General features: G+C 65.3%; 15 protein-coding genes and 1 other RNA gene. 4 read left to right on the top strand and 12 right to left on the bottom strand.

Annotated features, from left to right (window positions below):
• Positions 1–3: 3 nt before the first annotated feature.
• From mraY to rsmH, 6 genes are all read right to left on the bottom strand, one after another.
• The gene (gene mraY / locus ABIC09_RS04455; protein ID WP_148754087.1) at positions 4–1,107 is read right to left on the bottom strand and encodes a phospho-N-acetylmuramoyl-pentapeptide-transferase; all 1,104 of its coding nucleotides are present in this window, start codon (positions 1,105–1,107) and stop codon (positions 4–6) included.
• A gap of 177 nt (positions 1,108–1,284) precedes the next feature.
• The gene (locus ABIC09_RS04450) at positions 1,285–2,664 is read right to left on the bottom strand and encodes a UDP-N-acetylmuramoyl-tripeptide--D-alanyl-D-alanine ligase (protein ID WP_354108517.1); all 1,380 of its coding nucleotides are present in this window, start codon (positions 2,662–2,664) and stop codon (positions 1,285–1,287) included.
• Entirely contained in the window at positions 2,661–4,133 is a 1,473-nt protein-coding gene (locus tag ABIC09_RS04445; protein WP_354108516.1) for a UDP-N-acetylmuramoyl-L-alanyl-D-glutamate--2,6-diaminopimelate ligase, read from the bottom strand. The genes ABIC09_RS04450 and ABIC09_RS04445 overlap by 4 nt, the downstream gene beginning before the upstream one ends.
• 84 nt (positions 4,134–4,217) lie before the next feature.
• Positions 4,218–5,969, bottom strand: coding sequence for a peptidoglycan D,D-transpeptidase FtsI family protein (locus ABIC09_RS04440; protein WP_354034286.1), 1,752 nt, complete (start codon positions 5,967–5,969; stop codon positions 4,218–4,220).
• The gene (ftsL, locus tag ABIC09_RS04435; RefSeq protein ID WP_354083480.1) at positions 5,966–6,358 is read right to left on the bottom strand and encodes a cell division protein FtsL; all 393 of its coding nucleotides are present in this window, start codon (positions 6,356–6,358) and stop codon (positions 5,966–5,968) included. Before ftsL ends, ABIC09_RS04440 begins: the two co-directional genes overlap by 4 nt.
• A gap of 3 nt (positions 6,359–6,361) precedes the next feature.
• On the bottom strand, positions 6,362–7,351 hold the full coding sequence (gene rsmH / locus ABIC09_RS04430; RefSeq protein WP_354083481.1) for a 16S rRNA (cytosine(1402)-N(4))-methyltransferase RsmH: 990 nt from the start codon (positions 7,349–7,351) through the stop codon (positions 6,362–6,364).
• A gap of 535 nt (positions 7,352–7,886) precedes the next feature.
• On the opposite strand from rsmH, the gene ABIC09_RS04425 reads away from it, so the two are divergent.
• A complete protein-coding gene (locus ABIC09_RS04425) occupies positions 7,887–8,669 on the top strand; it encodes an N-acetylmuramoyl-L-alanine amidase (RefSeq protein WP_148754082.1) in 783 nt (260 codons plus the stop codon).
• Between the two features lie 123 nt (positions 8,670–8,792).
• Here the strand turns inward: ABIC09_RS04425 and ABIC09_RS04420 are convergent, their stop codons facing one another.
• The 3 genes from ABIC09_RS04420 to ABIC09_RS04410 all read right to left on the bottom strand — a co-directional run bounded on the left by ABIC09_RS04420 (position 8,793) and on the right by ABIC09_RS04410 (position 10,829).
• Positions 8,793–10,028, bottom strand: coding sequence for an RNA polymerase sigma factor (locus ABIC09_RS04420; protein ID WP_502917642.1), 1,236 nt, complete (start codon positions 10,026–10,028; stop codon positions 8,793–8,795).
• Complete coding sequence (locus ABIC09_RS04415) at positions 10,025–10,378, bottom strand: YciI family protein (RefSeq protein WP_148754080.1); 354 nt, start codon at positions 10,376–10,378, stop codon at positions 10,025–10,027. Before ABIC09_RS04415 ends, ABIC09_RS04420 begins: the two co-directional genes overlap by 4 nt.
• Before the next feature lie 100 nt (positions 10,379–10,478).
• Complete coding sequence (locus tag ABIC09_RS04410) at positions 10,479–10,829, bottom strand: YciI family protein (protein WP_354034288.1); 351 nt, start codon at positions 10,827–10,829, stop codon at positions 10,479–10,481.
• 150 nt (positions 10,830–10,979) lie between these two features.
• Here ABIC09_RS04410 and rnpB point away from each other — a divergent pair.
• Positions 10,980–11,410, top strand: an RNA gene (gene rnpB / locus ABIC09_RS04405) — RNase P RNA component class A.
• Between the two features lie 165 nt (positions 11,411–11,575).
• Here the strand turns inward: rnpB and ABIC09_RS04400 are convergent.
• Both ABIC09_RS04400 and ABIC09_RS04395 read right to left on the bottom strand, forming a co-directional pair.
• Complete coding sequence (locus ABIC09_RS04400; protein ID WP_354108515.1) at positions 11,576–12,289, bottom strand: alpha/beta fold hydrolase; 714 nt, start codon at positions 12,287–12,289, stop codon at positions 11,576–11,578.
• Between the two features lie 73 nt (positions 12,290–12,362).
• Complete coding sequence (locus ABIC09_RS04395; protein WP_502917641.1) at positions 12,363–12,824, bottom strand: DUF983 domain-containing protein; 462 nt, start codon at positions 12,822–12,824, stop codon at positions 12,363–12,365.
• Positions 12,825–12,873: 49 nt separating this feature from the next.
• Here ABIC09_RS04395 and ABIC09_RS04390 point away from each other — a divergent pair, with 49 nt between their 5' ends.
• Positions 12,874–14,244 carry an aminotransferase-like domain-containing protein gene (locus ABIC09_RS04390; protein ID WP_354108513.1) on the top strand — a complete coding sequence of 457 codons (1,371 nt, stop codon included), beginning with the start codon at positions 12,874–12,876 and terminating at the stop codon, positions 14,242–14,244.
• 115 nt (positions 14,245–14,359) lie between these two features.
• Positions 14,360–15,103 (top strand): sulfite exporter TauE/SafE family protein, encoded by a 744-nt coding sequence (locus ABIC09_RS04385; protein ID WP_148754075.1) that lies wholly within the window; start codon positions 14,360–14,362, stop codon positions 15,101–15,103.
• A 54-nt stretch (positions 15,104–15,157) separates the two neighbouring features.
• Here ABIC09_RS04385 and ABIC09_RS04380 read toward each other — a convergent pair whose 3' ends face one another.
• On the bottom strand, positions 15,158–16,561 hold the full coding sequence (locus ABIC09_RS04380; protein WP_354108512.1) for an MATE family efflux transporter: 1,404 nt from the start codon (positions 16,559–16,561) through the stop codon (positions 15,158–15,160).
• Positions 16,562–16,609: the final 48 nt, after the last annotated feature.

Genomic DNA, 16,609 nt, shown 5'->3' with positions numbered 1-16,609 from the left:
CCGTCAGCGCAGCTTCAGCGTGGAGAGGCCGGCGAGCGCCAGCATCACCGAGATGATCCAGAAGCGGATCACGATCTGCGGCTCGGTCCAGCCGAGCTGCTCGAAATGGTGGTGGATCGGCGCCATCCGGAAGATGCGCTTGCCCGTGAGCTTGAACGACACCACCTGCACGATGACGGAGACCGCCTCCAGCACGAACAGGCCGCCGATCACCGCGAGCACGATTTCGTGCTTCACCGCGACCGCGATCGCCCCAAGCATGCCGCCGAGCGCGAGCGAGCCGGTGTCGCCCATGAAGATGGAGGCCGGCGGCGCGTTGAACCAGAGGAAGCCGAGGCCGGCGCCCAATAGCGCGCCGCAGAGCACCGCGAGCTCGCCGGTGCCCGCGACATATTTGATCTGGAGATAATCGGCGAACACCGCGTTGCCGGCGAGATAGGCGATCATCGCAAAGCTCGCGGTCGCGATCATCACGGGCACGATGGCGAGGCCGTCGAGACCGTCGGTGAGGTTCACCGCATTGCCGGCACCGACGATGACGAAGGCGCCGAACACGACGAAGAACCAGCCGAAATGCAGCACCGTGTCTTTCAGGAAGGGTATAGTCAGCGCGGTCGAGGCGGGATCGCGGTTCAGCCGCACCAGCGCATAGCAGGCGACCAGCGCGATCACCGCCTCGATCAGCAGGCGCAACTTGCCGCCGAATCCGCTCGTGGTCTGCTTGGTGACCTTGAGGTAGTCGTCATAGAAGCCGACGAAGCCGAAGCCGAGCGTCACCGCCAGCACGATCCAGACATAGGGATTGAGTGGGTTGGCCCACAGCACCGTGCCGACCGTGAGGCCGGACAGGATCATCAGCCCGCCCATGGTGGGCGTGCCCTTCTTGGCCAGATGCGATTGCGGACCGTCGGTGCGGATCGGCTGGCCCTTGCCCTGGCGGATGCGCAGATGATCGATGATCCAGGGCCCGAACAGGAACACGAACAGCGCGCCGGTGACCACGGCGCCGCCGGTGCGGAAGGTGATGTAGCGGAAGACGTTCAGAACGGTGCGCACTGCACCGAAGCCCGGAAATGTGTTGGAGAGCTCGATCAGCCAGTAAAACATTCAGACGGTCCTATGGCGCCTTTCGCACGCAGGCTTTTTCAGACGCAGATTTCGCCTCACGCGCATTCGCCGGTCTTCATTATCGGTCGGGCGACCTTTAAGAAACCTGCCGGCAAGAAACCTGCAGGCTCGGCGCCGCAAAACGGTGGGATTCGGGAACAGCGCCTTCCAAGCAGTTTACGCCTTTGCCTGCAAGGCGGCCACTAGGCCCGGCACAAACTTGTTGACCCAGAACATCTTCTTGCTGCCCTTGACAACCACGACATCGCCTGCCTTCAGCAGGCCCGCGACCTCGCCCGGCTTCAGCGTGGCAGGATCGTCGTGCCAGCCGAGCCCTTTGCCGGCGGGAAGCGCGTCATAGAGGTGCCGCATCAGCGGCCCGACGCAATAGATGCCGTCGACGCCGTCGAGATGCGTGGCCAGCGCGGTGTGGTAGCTTGGTGCGTCGTCGCCCAGTTCCAGCATGTCGCCGAGCACCGCAATGCGGCGGCCGCCGGTGACGTTGCGCGCCTGCAGGCTTTGCAGCGCGGCGGCAATGCTCGCCGGATTGCCGTTAAAGCTGTCGTCGATCACGGTGACACCGCCGACTGCCTGCTCGACGCCGCGGCCGGTCATGATGCCGACGCGATCGAGCTTGATCGCGAGCGTCGCCACATCGAGATGCGCGGCATGAACCGAGGCGAGCGCGGCGAGCGCATTCTGCACGCGGTGCGGTGCACCCGGCGTGAGGCTGAAGGCGATCTCCTTCTTGCCGATCGCGGCCACGACCTGCCAGCTCTCGCCATGCGGGGCGTGTGCGACCTCGTGCACCTCGGCCTTGTCGCCGAAGCGCACCAGCTTGCCCTTCCAGTCGGGCGCCTTGATCCCGGCCGGCAGCACCAGCACACCATTCTCCGGCAGGCCGAGCGCGATCGACACCTTCTCGCGGCGGATCGCGTCGAGCGAGCCGAGCTTTTCCAGATGCACCGGCTGGACGTTGACGACGAGCGCTACGGTCGGCCGCGTCAATTCGCTGAGTCGCGCGATCTCACCCTTCTGATTCATGCCCATCTCGACGACCCAGAGGCTGGCATCGGGCCGGGCGTTGCACAGCGTCAGCGGCACGCCCCAGAAATTGTTGAAGCTCGAAGGGCTCGCATAGGCATTGGGATAGGCCGCGAGATACTCCTTGGTGCTGGTCTTGCCGGCGCTGCCGGTGAGCCCGATCACCGGCCGGTTGAAGCGCGCGCGTGCGGCGCGCGCGAGGCCCCAGAGGCCGTCGATCAGCGTGTCCTTCACGACGATCTGCGGAATACCAACACCCGCGATTTCATGCGGTACGATCATCGCGACCGCGCCCGACGCTTGCGCCTTGTCCGCGAACTCCCAGCCGTCGCGCGCGCTGGCGAAGGCCGAGATGAAGCCGCCGCTCGGCGTGCCGCTCAACGCCACGAACAAGCTGCCCGGCTTCACCAGGCGGCTGTCCTGGGTGACGAAGTCGATCGGCGTGTCCGGGAATGAGCCGGCCGCCCCAAGCGCACGCGCCACCTCGGCAAGCGTCCATAATGGCGCGCTCATGCCACCCTCGATGCTAGTGCGGCGGCAACCGCCTCGTGATCGCTGAACGGCAGGACCTCGCCGCCGACGATCTGCCCGGTCTCGTGGCCCTTGCCGGCGACCAGCAGTGCATCGCCATCTTCCAGTTCCTCGATCGCAGCGCGGATCGCGGCCGCGCGGTCGCCGATTTCGCGCGCGCCCTTTGCGGTGGCGAGGATCGCGGCGCGAATGGCTTCCGGTTTCTCGCTGCGCGGATTGTCGTCGGTGATGATGACGCGATCGGCATTCTCGGCCGCGATCTCGCCCATGATCGGACGCTTGCCGGCGTCGCGATCGCCGCCGGCGCCGAACACGACGATCAGCCTGCGCCTGGCGTAGGGACGCAGCGCCTGCAACGCCTTCGCCAGCGCATCGGGCTTGTGCGCGTAGTCGACGAAGATCGGCGCGCCGTTGCGTTCGCCGACGCGTTCGAGCCGGCCCTTGGCGCCTTCGAGATGTTCGAGGCTCGCAAAGACACTGGCCACATCGCTGCCTGTGCCGATGGCCAGACCGGCCGAGACCAGCGCGTTCTCGATCTGGAATTCGCCGACCAGCGGCAGCCGGACGGCATAGGCCCTGTCGCGATGTACGAGCGAAAGCTCTTGCGAGAAGCCTGAGACCTCGGCATTGACGAGGCGAATGCCCTCACCTGCCCCGTCGCCGTTGCGGCCCACCGCCATCACGCGCAGACCGCGCGTCCTCGCGGCGTCGATCGCTTCCGCCGAGCATTCATGATCGGCCGAGATCACCGCGGCGCCACCGGGCGGCACGAGCTCGCGAAACAGCCGGAGTTTTGCTGCGAGATAATGCGCCACGGTCGGATGATAATCCATGTGGTCGCGCGAGAGATTGGTGAAGCCTGCGGCGGAGACGCGCACGCCGTCGAGGCGATATTGATCGAGCCCGTGTGACGATGCTTCGAAGGCGAGATGCGTCACGCCCTCGCGCGCGATCTGATCGAGCTGCCGATGCAACGCGATCGGATCGGGCGTCGTCAGCGAACCGTAAACCGTGCGTTTGGGCGAGACGAGGCCGATGGTGCCGATGCTGGCCGAGGCATGGCCCAGCCGCTCCCAGATCTGGCGCGTGAACGCGGCAACCGAGGTCTTGCCGCTGGTTCCCGTCACCGCCGCGATGGTCGCAGGCTGCGTGGGGAAGAATTTTGCCGCGGCCAGCGCCAGCGCGCGGCGCGGATTGGCGGTTGCGATGAACGGCACCTTGCAGGGGGCCGGCGCATGATCGCCGACCACGGCCACGGCGCCGGCCGCAATCGCAGCATCGATGAAGCGCGCGCCGTCGGTCTTGCTGCCGGCGAGCGCGAAGAAGAGATCGCCGGGCTTGACCACGCGGCTGTCGAGCGCAACGCCGCTCACATCAAGCGCCGCGACAGCGGGCTCGATCGCGGCATCGTTGCCCAAGACATCCTGACCCAAGAGTTCGCGCAGCTTCATGGTCATCCAGTCGACATGCCGTGCCGGAAAGCCGAATCTTCGGGAAAATCCCGACTCAGCAGCGGCAGTGGCCCACCCCGTTGATTACTGGGTTGCCCTGGATGCCGCAAGAATAAGGCGGTCGGACGGCGGCAAATCGAACCGAGGTTCGACCCCCAGGAGCGGCGCGATCCGCTCGATCACCTTGCCGCCCGTGGGCACCGCGTTAAAGCCCGAGGTGATGAAACCATGCGTTTCAGGCAACGCCTGCGGCTCGTCCAGCATGACGAGAATCTGATATTTCGGATCGTCGGACGGCATGATCGCGGTGAAGGAGTTGAGCACCCGCTTCTTGGCGTAGCGGCCATTGATGACCTTCTCGGAAGTGCCGGTCTTGCCGCCGACGTAATAGCCCTTCACATCGGCGGACCTGGCCGTACCGATTTCGGCATTGAGCCGCATCAGATACCGCATCTTGTCGCTAGTCTCCTGCTTGATCACGCGCTTGGCCATCGCCCGCGCTTCGTCTTCGCTGCGTTTCATGAATGTCGGCGGAATCAAATAGCCGCCGTTCATCAGGGCGTTGATGCCCATCACCGCTTGGAGCGGCGCTACCGACAGGCCCTGACCGAACGCGATGGTGACAGTGTTCAGCTCACCCCAGTGGCGCGGCACCAGCGGAGCCGCACTCTCCGGCAACTCGGTGCGCAGCCGCGTCAATTGTCCCATCTTGGCCAGGAACGCCTTGTGCGCCTCGACACCCTGGTTGAGCGCGATCCGCGCGGCGCCGATATTGGACGAGTAGGTGAACACTTCCTTCGTATTGATGAAACGTCCCAGGTTGTGACTGTCATGGATGGTGAACTTGCCGTAGTGCAGGTTTCCACGTGCGTCCCACGACGAGTTCAGGTTGATCTTGCCGGAGTCGAGCGCCATCGCCAGCGTGAAGGCCTTGAAGGTCGAGCCCATTTCGTAGACGCCGGTGGTCAGGCGGTTGATGCGGTCTGGGTCGTGCGCTTCCTTCGGATTGTTGGGATCGAAGTCCGGCAGCGAGACCATGGCCACGATCTCGCCGGTCTTGACGTTGGAGATGATGCCGGAAGCCGCCTTGGCGTGGAATTTCTCCTTCGCCTTCTGAAGCTCGTCGCGCAGCGCGTGCTCGACGCGCAAATCGACCGACAGCTCGATCGGCTTTTGCAGCCGGTCGGTGGCAAAGCCCGCGCGGTGGAGATCGGCGAGCCCTTGATTGTCGAGCCACTTCTCCATGCCCGCGATGCCCTGGTTGTCGATGTTGACCAGACCAATGACGTGGGCGACCTCGTTGCCGGTCGGATAGACGCGCTTGTTCTCGCGCAGGAAGCCGATGCCGGGAAGGCCGAGCTTGTGGATGTCCTGCTGCTGCTTCGGCGTGATCTCGCGCTTGAGCCAGACGAAGCCTTTCCGCGACGACAGGCGCTCGCGCACTTCGGCCTCATCTAGGTCGGGCACCGTCGCGGTCAGAAGCTCGATCGCCTCGTCCTTGTCGATGATGCGGCGCGGCTCGCCGAACAGGCTGGCCGCCTTGACGTCGGTCGCCAGGATCGCGCCGTTGCGGTCGACGATGTCGGGCCGCGCGGTCGCAACCACTTCCTGCGAGGCGGCACGACGCGCACTGTGAGCGTCGGCACCGATCGCGAACATCACGAGCCGGCTGCCGATCAGGGCATAGACCAGGGCAAAGGCGAGCATTGCGAGGCCGACGCGCGCGCGCGCCTTCGCGGCGCGATCGACATTGCGCCCGTAGAGCAGGCTGCGGATCAGACGCTGCCGCCACGGCTCAGCTGGCCGCTCGGTGGATTTGGCCGGAACAGCGCTCATTGCTTGTCCTCGGGGTGAGGCACGGAGCCCGTCACCGTATCGGGATCGCTCGCAGCTTCGATGGTATTGAGCATGGCTCCGATCGGATCAGGCTCGCCCGGCCTGAACATCCGCGCTGGACGGTCCGGCAGGTTCTTCAGTGCATCATATTGCGTGCCGTTGACGGGCTTGAGCGGCAGATGCCGCTCGGAGAGGCCCTGCAGGCGCAGCGGCGCATCGAGCCTGGCCCATTCGGAGCGCAGTTGCGCGATCGCGTCGCGCTGCTCGCGGATCTCCGCGTGCAGCCGCAGCACCTTCTCGGTGCGGGCGGTGGAATCCATCTTGATCCGGTAGACATAGGCCGCCGCGAAGATCAGCGCGCCGATGACGAGAACGTGGATGAAGCGCATGTGCTAGCCGCCCCTCATCACGTCGGAGAGTTTGGGCCAGGACGATGGCTCGGTGTCGTCATGCGCCGGCGCCGATGTGCGCTCGGCGGCGCGCAGCTTGGCGGAGCGGGCGCGCGGATTATGCGCAACTTCCGCCTCGCCGGCGACCACGGGCCGCCGCGTCAGCAACTGGAAGCTCGGCGCGCCTTGCGCCACTTCCGGCAGATGGCGCGAGCCGCCGCCGGTCTTGGAGCGCAGGCTAAGGAAATTCTTGACGATGCGGTCTTCCAGCGAATGGAACGAGACCACGACCAGACGGCCGCCGGGCTTGAGCACGCGCTCGGCCGCCGCGAGCGCGGTCTGGAGCTCCTCGAGCTCCTCGTTAACGAAGATGCGCAGCGCCTGGAATGTCCGCGTTGCCGGGTGAATGTCACCGGGCTTCGAGCGCACCACCCGGCCGACGAGATCGGCGAGCGCGCGCGTCGTGGTGAACGGCGTCTCCTGCCGATCAGCCACGATGGCGCGGGCGACACGGCGCGAATGCCGCTCCTCGCCGAAGAGATAGATGATGTCGGCGAGATCGCTTTCCGAGGCGCGCGCGACGACGTCGGCCGCCGTTGGTCCGACCTGCCCCATCCGCATGTCGAGCGGACCGTCGAGGCGGAACGAGAAGCCGCGACCGGCCTGGTCGAGCTGCATCGAGGACACCCCGACATCCATCACGACGCCGTCGACCGCATCGACGTCCTGCGCCGCGCAGACCTCGGTGAGATTCGAGAAGCGGTCCTCGACCAGCGTCAGCCGGCCCGCGGCGCGCTCAACCAGTTCCGCGCCGCCGGCAATCGCCGTTTGGTCGCGGTCGATCGCGATGACGCGAGTTCCCGCAACATCCAGGATGGCGCGGCTGTAGCCACCGGCCCCGAAGGTGGCATCGACATAGATGCCGCCCTCGCGCGGCGCGAGATGCTCGATCGCCTCGCGGCCAAGCACGGGAATGTGCGGCGCGGCGCTCATGCGGCGCGCCTGCCGGGTGCGCAGGCGAACGGCCAAATGAAATCGGGGGCGAAGCAGCCCATCACGCCTCGAATAACTCCGCGTCGCGGCGGTTCCACGACCCAAACCCTCTCCAGCATGCTTGCCAGCATGCGCGCCGAGCCCGGTCGTCCCAGGCGGCAGACCCGGTGTTCCCAGCGGATTATGTCGGGCAGCCATGGGATTTCGAGCCAAAAACGCTTTTGGCCGCCTCCGGACGCGGGTCGGCTCTTCACCCCTCAGTAACGGCCCTTAGCGTTAAGAAAGCGTTGATCGGCTGGTTACAAGTCGAAAAGGTGGCCGGGCGGTGATGCCCTATCCACACACCCACCCGAAATGCAGCCGTTAACCGCACCGCGCGATTGCGCGGACCGGACAGTAAAGAAATAGTAAAGAGAAGGGCTTGGCCCACTCTCCTATCCGACTTGAGCTGTCTATGTCGTCCGGTCCGTCAACGCCGTCTGGAACTGATTCGAAGCGTCAGCGCGTTCTTCCGGTTCCCAAGGCCGCGGCGAACATGCGGACGTTCGAGCCGGATTCGTCGATCGTTTCCGACATCATCCCTTCGCCCAATCATGGCGAGCGCACCAAGGGACGGCAGCCCGACATGATCGTGCTGCACTACACCGGCATGCCCGACGTCGAGGGCGCGCTGGCGCGGCTGTGCACGGCCGGCACCGAGGTGTCGGCCCATTACGTGGTGCTCGAAGACGGTCGCATTGTGCAATGCGTACCCGAAGCGCGGCGCGCCTGGCACGCCGGCGTCTCGTCCTGGGCCGGCGAGGACGACATCAACTCCTGCTCGATCGGGATCGAGATCATCAATCGCGGCCACGATTGGGGCTATCCGGAATATCCGCTGCGCCAGATCGCCGCCGTGATCGCGCTGTGCCGCGGAATCATGCTCCGCCGCAAGGTCGCGCCGCAACGGGTGCTCGGTCATTCCGACGTCGCGCCCGCGCGCAAGAAGGATCCCGGCGAAAAATTTCCCTGGCATTCGCTGGCCAATTCCGGCGTCGGTCACTGGGTGACGCCGGCGCCGGTCGTGCGCGGCGAAAGCCTGATGCTCGGCACCATCAGCGACGAGGTGCTGAGCCTGCAGCAGGCGCTGGCGCGCTACGGCTATGGCGTGCCGCTGACCGGCAAATACGACGCATCGACGATGGAAGTCATCACAGCATTCCAGCGGCACTTCCGCCCGGCGCGGCTGGATGGCGTTGCCGATCATTCGACCCTGTCGACGTTGCAGGCGCTGCTGGCGAGCCTGCCGGCGGATGGGGCGACAGTCGCGTCGAAATAGCAGACGTCTTCGAGAACGTGCCCCCTTGCTCCGTCATGCCCGGGCTTGTCCCGGGCATCCACGTCTTTGTCTCCGCGCGCGAAGAACGTGGATGGCCGGGACAAGCCCGGCCATGACGGAAACTCAATCCATCTCCCGCACCCGCCGCGCATACAGCCGCCGCAACGGATCGAGCTGCGTCGCCTCCGCCGCGGCCGCGTAGGCCTCGCGCGCTTGGTCGTTGCGGCCGAGCCGCCGCAACAGATCGGCACGCACCGCCGGCAACATCTCATAGCCGTCCAGCCCGCCGCGCGCGGTGATCGCGTCGACGAGATCGAGCGCGCGCGCCGGACCGTCGACCATCGAGACCGCGGCAGCATGGTTGAGCTCGATCACCGGAGACGGGCTGATGCGCAGCAGCACCTCATAGAGGCCGGCGATCTGCGGCCAATCGGTCTCCTCAAAGCTCGGTGCGCGGGCATGCAGCGCGGCGATCGCCGCCTGCACCGCATAAGGCTGCGGCCGGCCCGGCACGCGCAGCGCGTCATCGACGAGACGCAGGCCTTCCTCGATCTGCGCGCGATCCCAGAGCGAGCGGTCCTGCTCTTCCAGGAGAACGATATCTCCGGCCGCGGTCTCGCGACCGGCACGGCGCGCATCGTGGAGCAGCATCAGCGCCAGCAGTCCCTTGATCCCGGCGCGGTCCGGCATGAGCCGGTCGAGCAAGCGGCCGAGCCTGATCGCCTCGACCGCAAGGTCAGGCCGCATCAGATCCGCGCCGGAGGTCGCGACATAGCCTTCGGTGAAGACGAGATAGATCACGGCGAGCACGCCATTGAGCCGCGGCGTCAGCGCGGCGTGCTCCGGCACTTCGTAGGGAATGCCGGCGAGCCTGATCTTCTGCTTGGCGCGAACGAGGCGCTGCGCCATCGCCTCCTCGCTGATGAGGAAGGCACGAGCGACCTGGGCCATCGAAAGCCCGCAGACGGTGCGCAGCGTCAGCGCCACCTGAACTTCGGCGGCGAACGCCGGATGGCAGCAGGTGAAGATCAGCCGCAGCATGTCGTCGTCGAGCATCGCTGGCGGTTCGGCTGGCGTGTCTGCGTTGAGCTCGAGCTCGTGCACGAGTGCCTGCTGCTTGCCGCGAAAGACGGCCTGCCGCCGGACGCGGTCGATCGCCTTGTTGCGGCCGACATTGACCAGCCAGGCGCGCGGATTGTCGGGGACCTCGCCCGCGGCCCAGCGCTCAAGGGCAACCGCAAAGGCGTCCTGGAGCGCGTCCTCGGCCAGATCGAAATCGCCGACGAGGCGGATCAGGGTAGCCAGCGCCCGCCCCGCCTCGTCGCGGAAGATCCTGTCGATGTCGGTGGACGAGATCACTTGTTGTAGATCATGACCGGCCTGACCTCGATCGATCCTTCCCTGGCTTCGGGAATCCGCGCGGCCAGCGCGATGGCAGTGTCGAGATCCTTGGCCTCGACCAGATAGTAGCCGCCGAGCTGCTCGCGGGTCTCTGCGAACGGACCGTCAGTCGTCAGGGTCTTGCCCTCGCGCACGCGCACGGTCGTCGCCGTCGTGCTCGGCTGGAGCCCGTCGCCGGCCTTGAAATGGCCGCTCTGGATGATGGACTGGGTGTAGGCGCCGTACTCCGCCGACACTTTCTGACGCTCGGTCGCGTCCATATTGATCAGTTTCTGTTCGTTCCGGTAGATCAGCAGCAGGTACTGCATGGCTTACTCCTGTTGTTCGGCTTGATCGCCGACATCCAGTCGAACGGGGCCAACTTCAAACGACATCCTCGGGATAATTATTCGATGCCGGCGGACGAGATCATTTGTAGATCATGACGGGCCTGACCTCGATCGACCCGTCCCTGGCTCCGGGAATCCGCGCAGCCATTGCAATCGCGGCGTCGAGATCCCTGGCCTCGACCAGATAATAGCCGCCGAGCTGCTCGCGCGTCTCGGCAAAGGGACCATCGGTCGCCAGGATCTTGCCCTCACGAACGCGAACGGTGGTCGCAGTCGAGGTCGGCTGGAGCCCGTCGCCAGCCTTGAAGTTGCCGCTCTGAACGATGGACTGGGTGTAGGCGGAATACTCCGCCAGCAGCTTCTGGTAGCCAGCGGGGTCCATCTTGCTCTGTTGAGCTTCGTTTCGGTAGATCAGCAGCAAATACTGCATCGCCTAACTCCTGTTGCTCGGCTGGAATGCCGACATCCAGTCGAACCGGGCGCACACCCCACGACATCTTCAGGATAAATTATTTACGCTGCGGCGTGCGCGGCGATCTCCGCTTGACGGAACCGTCACAAATGGCCCATGCGTACCCCGTCAGTCGGCCGGACGGCCGCTCCGGCAAGTGCCGAAAGGCCGCCGGGGAGGAAAGTCCGGGCTCCCTTGACATACGGTGCCGGATAACGTCCGGCGGGGGCAACCCTAGGGAAAGTGCCACAGAGAACGAACCGCCCGCCGACGCAGCGCAAGCTGCGCAGGCGGGTAAGGGTGAAAAGGTGCGGTAAGAGCGCACCGCGGGTCCGGCAACGGAGCCGGCATGGTAAACCCCACCGGGAGCAAAACCGAATAGGGACGGCGTAGCGGGCTGTTCGCGCAAGCGATAACGCCGCGGGGCGATGTCAGGCCCGCCGTCCGGGTAGGTTGCTCGAGGCCATGTGCAAACATGGTCCCAGAGGAATGGCCGTCACGTATCGTTTGCGCAAGCGGACGGTGCCCTACAGAACCCGGCTTACAGGCCGGCTGATATCTTGCGACGAGGGGTTCGATGTTAGCGCATCGGACCCCTCACCAATTTTCAATGGTCGTCATTCCGGGGCGTGCGCAGCACGAACCCGGAATCCATCAAGCGGCAGAGACGGTGGATGAATGGATTCCGGGCTCTCGCTTCGCGAGCCCCGGAATGACGGCGAGAGCTACGCCACAATCTCCCGCAACACACCCATCAGCGCCTCCGGCGCGGTCACATTCGGCGCGTGACTGGCGTCGAGCTCGAAATAGCGCCAGCCCTCCTCGCTGTTCGTGCGTTTTGCGAATTGCCCGAACACATCGCCCGGCGGAATGCGCTTGCAGTAGATATAGCTGCGCGGCATCGCTGGCTCGCCGTGTTGAAGCTTCAGCTTGGTCTCGAAACATTTAAGCGGCATGTTGACGCGGCGCGCGTTGAGCCAGTCGAGATCGGCCTGCGGCGTGTCCAGCGGCGGCGGGTTTGGCGGGATGCGGTAGCCGTCGCCGGCGGCAGCAGCCTTGCGCATCGGTTCGCGCCCGGCCTCGTTGAGATCGAACAGCGACTGGCCATCGCGCGGCACGAAGGCGTCCAGATAGATCAATTGCTTCACGCGCTCTCTTGCGCGGTCGGCAACGCCCGTTGCAACCATGCCACCATAGCTGTGGCCAAGCAGCACGATATCGCCGAGATCCTCGAACGTGATGACGTTGAGGATGTCCTGGATATGCGTCTCAAGATCGATCGCGGGATTGGCGAGATGCGAACGCTCGCCGAGCCCGGTGTAGGTCGGCGCGATCAGACGATGGCCGGCCTGCGCCATCAGCGGATGCATCTTCGTCCAGGCCCACCCGCCGGACCACGCGCCATGACAGAGCAGGAAAGTCTTCGCGCGTTCAGTCATCGGCGTTTCCATCGTTCTTGTTGGATACGATGGAGTGTAACGGGCAGCCGCCCGATGTAAACGCCGCCGGGCGTCAAGCCGCGCGCGGCGCCTTGACGAGCACGGTCGCGAGCTGACCGGCTTCGCGCCGCAGCTTGCCCGCCTCAAAGCCGTGCATGCCGATCTGCCATTGCAAGCCCACGATGGCGCCCTTGGTCGGCTGCAGCAAAGCGAGCGAAGCAAACAGCGTCACCGGTAGCCACACCGCGAGTTGGAGCCAGACCGGTGGGGCATAAGCGGTCTCGACCGCGAGGATCGCCGGCACCACGATGTGACCGACCACGACCATCACCAGATAGGCCGGAAAGTCATCGGCGCGCTGGTGAAGCAGCTCCTCGCCGCAATGGTCGCAGCTGTCCGCCACCTTCAGGAAGCGGCCGAACATATGCCCATCGCCGCAGTTCGGGCACTTGCCGCGAAAACCGCGCCACATCGCCTTTGCCAGAGAGACTGAACCGGTCGCCATGACGACACCTCTTCCATTTTGCTGATCCATACAATAATCTCTTGCATCCATACATTCAAAGGATACGAGCCTAAATTGCATGGATTGGACCCCTACAATCTCGGAGCTGAGCGGGCCGCGCTATCAGCGTATCGTCGACGCCATGGAGGCCGACATCGCCGCCGGCCGGCTGGTGCGCGGACAGCAACTGCCGACGCAGCGTGCGCTCGCAAAGGCGCTCGGGATCGACCTGACCACGGTGACACGCGCCTACACCGAGGCGCGGCGCCGCGGCATCATTGAGGCGCGCGTCGGCCAGGGATCGTTCGTGTCGGAGACCAGCGCACGCCGCGCGGTCGACCTGCCGCATCCGGTGGCGATCGACCTCTCGATGAACGTGCCGCCGCACCCCCTCGAAGCGCAGCTCGACGAGCGCATCATCGCTGGCCTCGAAGCCATTCGCGCGCAATCGGGGCTCACCGCATTCCTGAACTACCAGCCGCCCGGCGGCAGCGCGCATGAGCGCGAGGTCGCCGCGCGCTGGATGCGTACGCGCGTTCCGCATGCGCACGCCGACAAGCTCATGATCTTTCCCGGCGCGCAGACCATCCTGTTCAACCTGCTCGCCCATCTCGCGCGGCCGGGCGACGTCATCCTGACTGAGGCCCTCACCTTCCCCGGCATCAAGGCCGCAGCAGCACAGCTCGGCGTCAAGCTCGTCGGCGTCGCCATGGATGACGGCGGCGTGCTGCCCGATGCGCTGGCGAAGGCCTGCCGCACGCAGAGGCCGAAGGCCGTCTATCTCATTCCGACGCTGCACAATCCGACCACGGCGACGCTCTCTGCCGAGCGGCGCAGCGCGATCGCCAAGATCATCCGCGACGCCGATACGATGTTGATCGAGGACGACGCCTACGGGCTCCTCGATCGTTCGGCATCGCCGATCGCCAATCTCATTCCGGAGCGGACATATCTCGCGACCACACTGTCAAAATGCATCGCGCCGGCGCTACGCGTCGCTTATCTGCTCACGCCCGACAGCGGCGCGCAGCGTCAGATGCGCGGCCATCTCCAGGCGACCGTGCAGATGCCGGCACCGCTGATGGTCGCGCTGGCGACGCATTGGCTCGAAACCGGCGTCGCCGACCGCATCATCGCAGCGATCCGCAACGAGGCCGTCGGACGCCAGCAATTGGCACAGCGCGCGTTGAAGGGTTTTCAGTTCCAGGCGAAGCCCGCCGCACATCATTTGTGGCTGCACTTGCCGGAGGGGCGACCGGACGTCGCCGCGCATCTGCTGCGCAACGGGCTCGCGATCGTTGCCGGCGACGCCTTCACCGTCGACGGCACGTCGCCGCATGCGGCGCGCGTTTCACTCGGCGCAGCGCGCAACAGATCGGAATTGTCCGAGGCGCTGCGCATCCTGGTCGGCGCGCTGCAGAAGCCCGCCGACATCAGGCAGATCGTCTAGCAAACCAGGGAATCACGTTTACGTAGGGTTCTGAAATTGACCTCCCGCGCCGCATCTGTGCTATGCGCCATGCGACCACGGCTTTGGGATCGCCGGTAGCGACAGGGATTCATTGGTGGAAACGCTCACTTACGCGCTGCTCCTGTTCGGCGCGCTGGCCGGCGGCTTCGTGTCGGGACTGGCCGGATTCGGCACGGCGCTGATGGCGCTCGGCATCTGGCTCTACGTGCTGCCGCCCTCGCTCGCGGTGCCCCTAGTGCTGATCTGTTCGGTGATCGCGCAGACCTCGACGCTGCCCTCGATGTGGAAGAGCTTTGACCTGTCGCTGGTGTGGCCGTTCCTGATCGGCGGATTGATCGGCGTACCGCTCGGGACCATGCTGGTCGCCTCCGCCGATCCAAAAGTGTTCAAGCTCAGCGTCGGCGTGCTGCTGCTGATCTTCTCGAGCGCGCTGTACCTGAACAAGAAGCAATTCGCCATCGCCTTCGGCGGCCGCATCGCCGACGGCGCGATCGGATTTGCCGGCGGCATTTTGGGCGGGCTCGCCGGACTGTCCGGGCCGCTGCCGATCCTGTGGGCTAACATCCGCGGCTGGAACAAGCACGAGCGGCGCGGCATCTTCCAGCTCTTCAATTTCACGGTGCTTGCGACCGCGCTAGTGTTGCAGACGGCTTCAGGCCTGGTCGCGTTCAAGGTGGTCTGGCTCGCGATGGTCGCATTCCCGGGCACGCTGATCGGCGCATGGGCCGGCGCGCGCGTCTATCACGCGCTGAGCGACAAGCATTTCGGCGATGTGGTGCTCGGCCTGCTGTTTCTGTCGGGCGCCACCCTCGTCTGGAACAGCATCAGCACGCTTTAGCTGCCTGACAGCCCGGCAAATAAGCCGGAGCTGCAGGGATGAAGCATGCTGTCGTTACGCGGGCTCGCGTGCGAGCGGCACGACGGGCTCAGGGCTCGCCAGTTCTGCGGCTTTCTCCTTCGGAGGCGCCAGCCGCTTCCTGAACTCGCGGCGCAGCAACCACAGGCTCAGGGCGGCCTGCAGCGTGGTGGTCGCAATCGACAAGTACCAGACATGCTCCATCCGGAAGCCCGGCCACGTGGAGAGCCAGACCGACGGCAGAGAATAGGTGAGGACCCGCATTGCCGAGGTCCACAACACCGGCGTGGTGTTGCCAAGCCCCTGAAACATGCTGGAGCAGATAAAGATCAGCCCCTGCGCCACCATGTTGAACGAGATGATGCGCAAAAAAAGCGACGCAACCGCCATCGTTTCCGGATCGTTCGAGAACCCAGCAAGCAGCAGGCCGGGCGCGAACTGCGCGACGATCAGGAAAGCAATCATTACGGCGGTCGCAATAAGCGACGCCTTGACAAAGGTCTCTCGCACGCGCGCCCCATTGCCTGCACCGAAATTCTGGCCGGCGATGGGCCCTGCAGCAAGCGCGATGGCGAGCGCCGGCATCTGGATCAAGCCGAGCAGACGCGTCCCGATGCCAAATCCTGCCTGCGCCGCCGGACCAAAAATGCTCAGCACGTAATAGCCCACGGCCATGATGATGAAGACCATCACGAACTCGCCGCCTGCCGGCAGCCCGACATTGAGGATTCTTTTCCACTGCCGAAGCTGCGGCCGCCATTGCGCGGGATGAAAGGCGACGTAACGCTCCCGCCTGAGGAAATAGACAAGCAGCATCAGCACGCCGATGAAGACCGCGATAGAGCTTGCAAGGCCCGCTCCGGCGACACCAAGCGCATGTCCGGTGCCCCAGCCCGTGATCAGCACCGGCGCCAGCGCGATGTTGATCGCCACGGCAAGGACCTGCACCAGCATACTCGGCCGCACGATGCCGGTCGCCCGCAATGCGGACGCCATCACCTGTGTCGCGAATTGCAGCGCCAGCGCCGGCATGAACCAGAGCAGATAGGTCGTGCCGGCCTCGATCGTGGCTTCGTCCGCCGCAATCGCGCGCATATAAGGGCGCGACAGTGCAAGCCCGCCCGCCAATGTCAACAGCCCGAACAGCACCGACAGGACGACCGCCTGGTTGAACACAAGATTGGCGTCGTCGCGATCCTTGCGGCCCACGGCATGCGCGACCAGCGCAACCGTGCCGACGCCGAGCATCTGCATCAGCGCGTTGACGAGGAAGCCGGCGTTGCCGGCCGCGGCGACGCCGGCCACGGCCGCATCGCCGAGCCCGGAGACGAAGTACAGGTCGACCAGCTGGCAGATCATGATCGTGATCATGCCGACCACGATCGGCGGCGCCATGCTCACGATGTGGCTCACGATCGAGCCGCGCGTCAGGTCCTTCATCTCATTCCATCCTCGACGACGTGACGGCGGGGCCTTGGCCCTGCCGCC

Origin of the sequence: Bradyrhizobium sp. S3.12.5 (assembly GCF_040548225.1) — a bacterium.
Taxonomy (GTDB): domain Bacteria; phylum Pseudomonadota; class Alphaproteobacteria; order Rhizobiales; family Xanthobacteraceae; genus Bradyrhizobium; species Bradyrhizobium cytisi.
This window is presented reverse-complemented; position numbering and strand designations above follow the sequence as displayed.

What these genes read in the sequence shown, in the direction of transcription:
- mraY (WP_148754087.1), bottom strand. Translation starts at nt 1,107, where the DNA reads ATGTTTTACTGGCTGATCGAGCTCTCCAACACATTTCCGGGCTTCGGT.
- ABIC09_RS04450 (WP_354108517.1), bottom strand. Translation starts at nt 2,664, where the DNA reads ATGAGCGCGCCATTATGGACGCTTGCCGAGGTGGCGCGTGCGCTTGGG.
- ABIC09_RS04445 (WP_354108516.1), bottom strand. Translation starts at nt 4,133, where the DNA reads ATGAAGCTGCGCGAACTCTTGGGTCAGGATGTCTTGGGCAACGATGCC.
- ABIC09_RS04440 (WP_354034286.1), bottom strand. Translation starts at nt 5,969, where the DNA reads ATGAGCGCTGTTCCGGCCAAATCCACCGAGCGGCCAGCTGAGCCGTGG.
- ftsL (WP_354083480.1), bottom strand. Translation starts at nt 6,358, where the DNA reads ATGCGCTTCATCCACGTTCTCGTCATCGGCGCGCTGATCTTCGCGGCG.
- rsmH (WP_354083481.1), bottom strand. Translation starts at nt 7,351, where the DNA reads ATGAGCGCCGCGCCGCACATTCCCGTGCTTGGCCGCGAGGCGATCGAG.
- ABIC09_RS04425 (WP_148754082.1), top strand. Translation starts at nt 7,887, where the DNA reads ATGCGGACGTTCGAGCCGGATTCGTCGATCGTTTCCGACATCATCCCT.
- ABIC09_RS04415 (WP_148754080.1), bottom strand. Translation starts at nt 10,378, where the DNA reads ATGCAGTACCTGCTGCTGATCTACCGGAACGAACAGAAACTGATCAAT.
- ABIC09_RS04410 (WP_354034288.1), bottom strand. Translation starts at nt 10,829, where the DNA reads ATGCAGTATTTGCTGCTGATCTACCGAAACGAAGCTCAACAGAGCAAG.
- ABIC09_RS04400 (WP_354108515.1), bottom strand. Translation starts at nt 12,289, where the DNA reads ATGACTGAACGCGCGAAGACTTTCCTGCTCTGTCATGGCGCGTGGTCC.
- ABIC09_RS04395 (WP_502917641.1), bottom strand. Translation starts at nt 12,824, where the DNA reads ATGGATCAGCAAAATGGAAGAGGTGTCGTCATGGCGACCGGTTCAGTC.
- ABIC09_RS04390 (WP_354108513.1), top strand. Translation starts at nt 12,874, where the DNA reads ATGGATTGGACCCCTACAATCTCGGAGCTGAGCGGGCCGCGCTATCAG.
- ABIC09_RS04380 (WP_354108512.1), bottom strand. Translation starts at nt 16,561, where the DNA reads ATGAAGGACCTGACGCGCGGCTCGATCGTGAGCCACATCGTGAGCATG.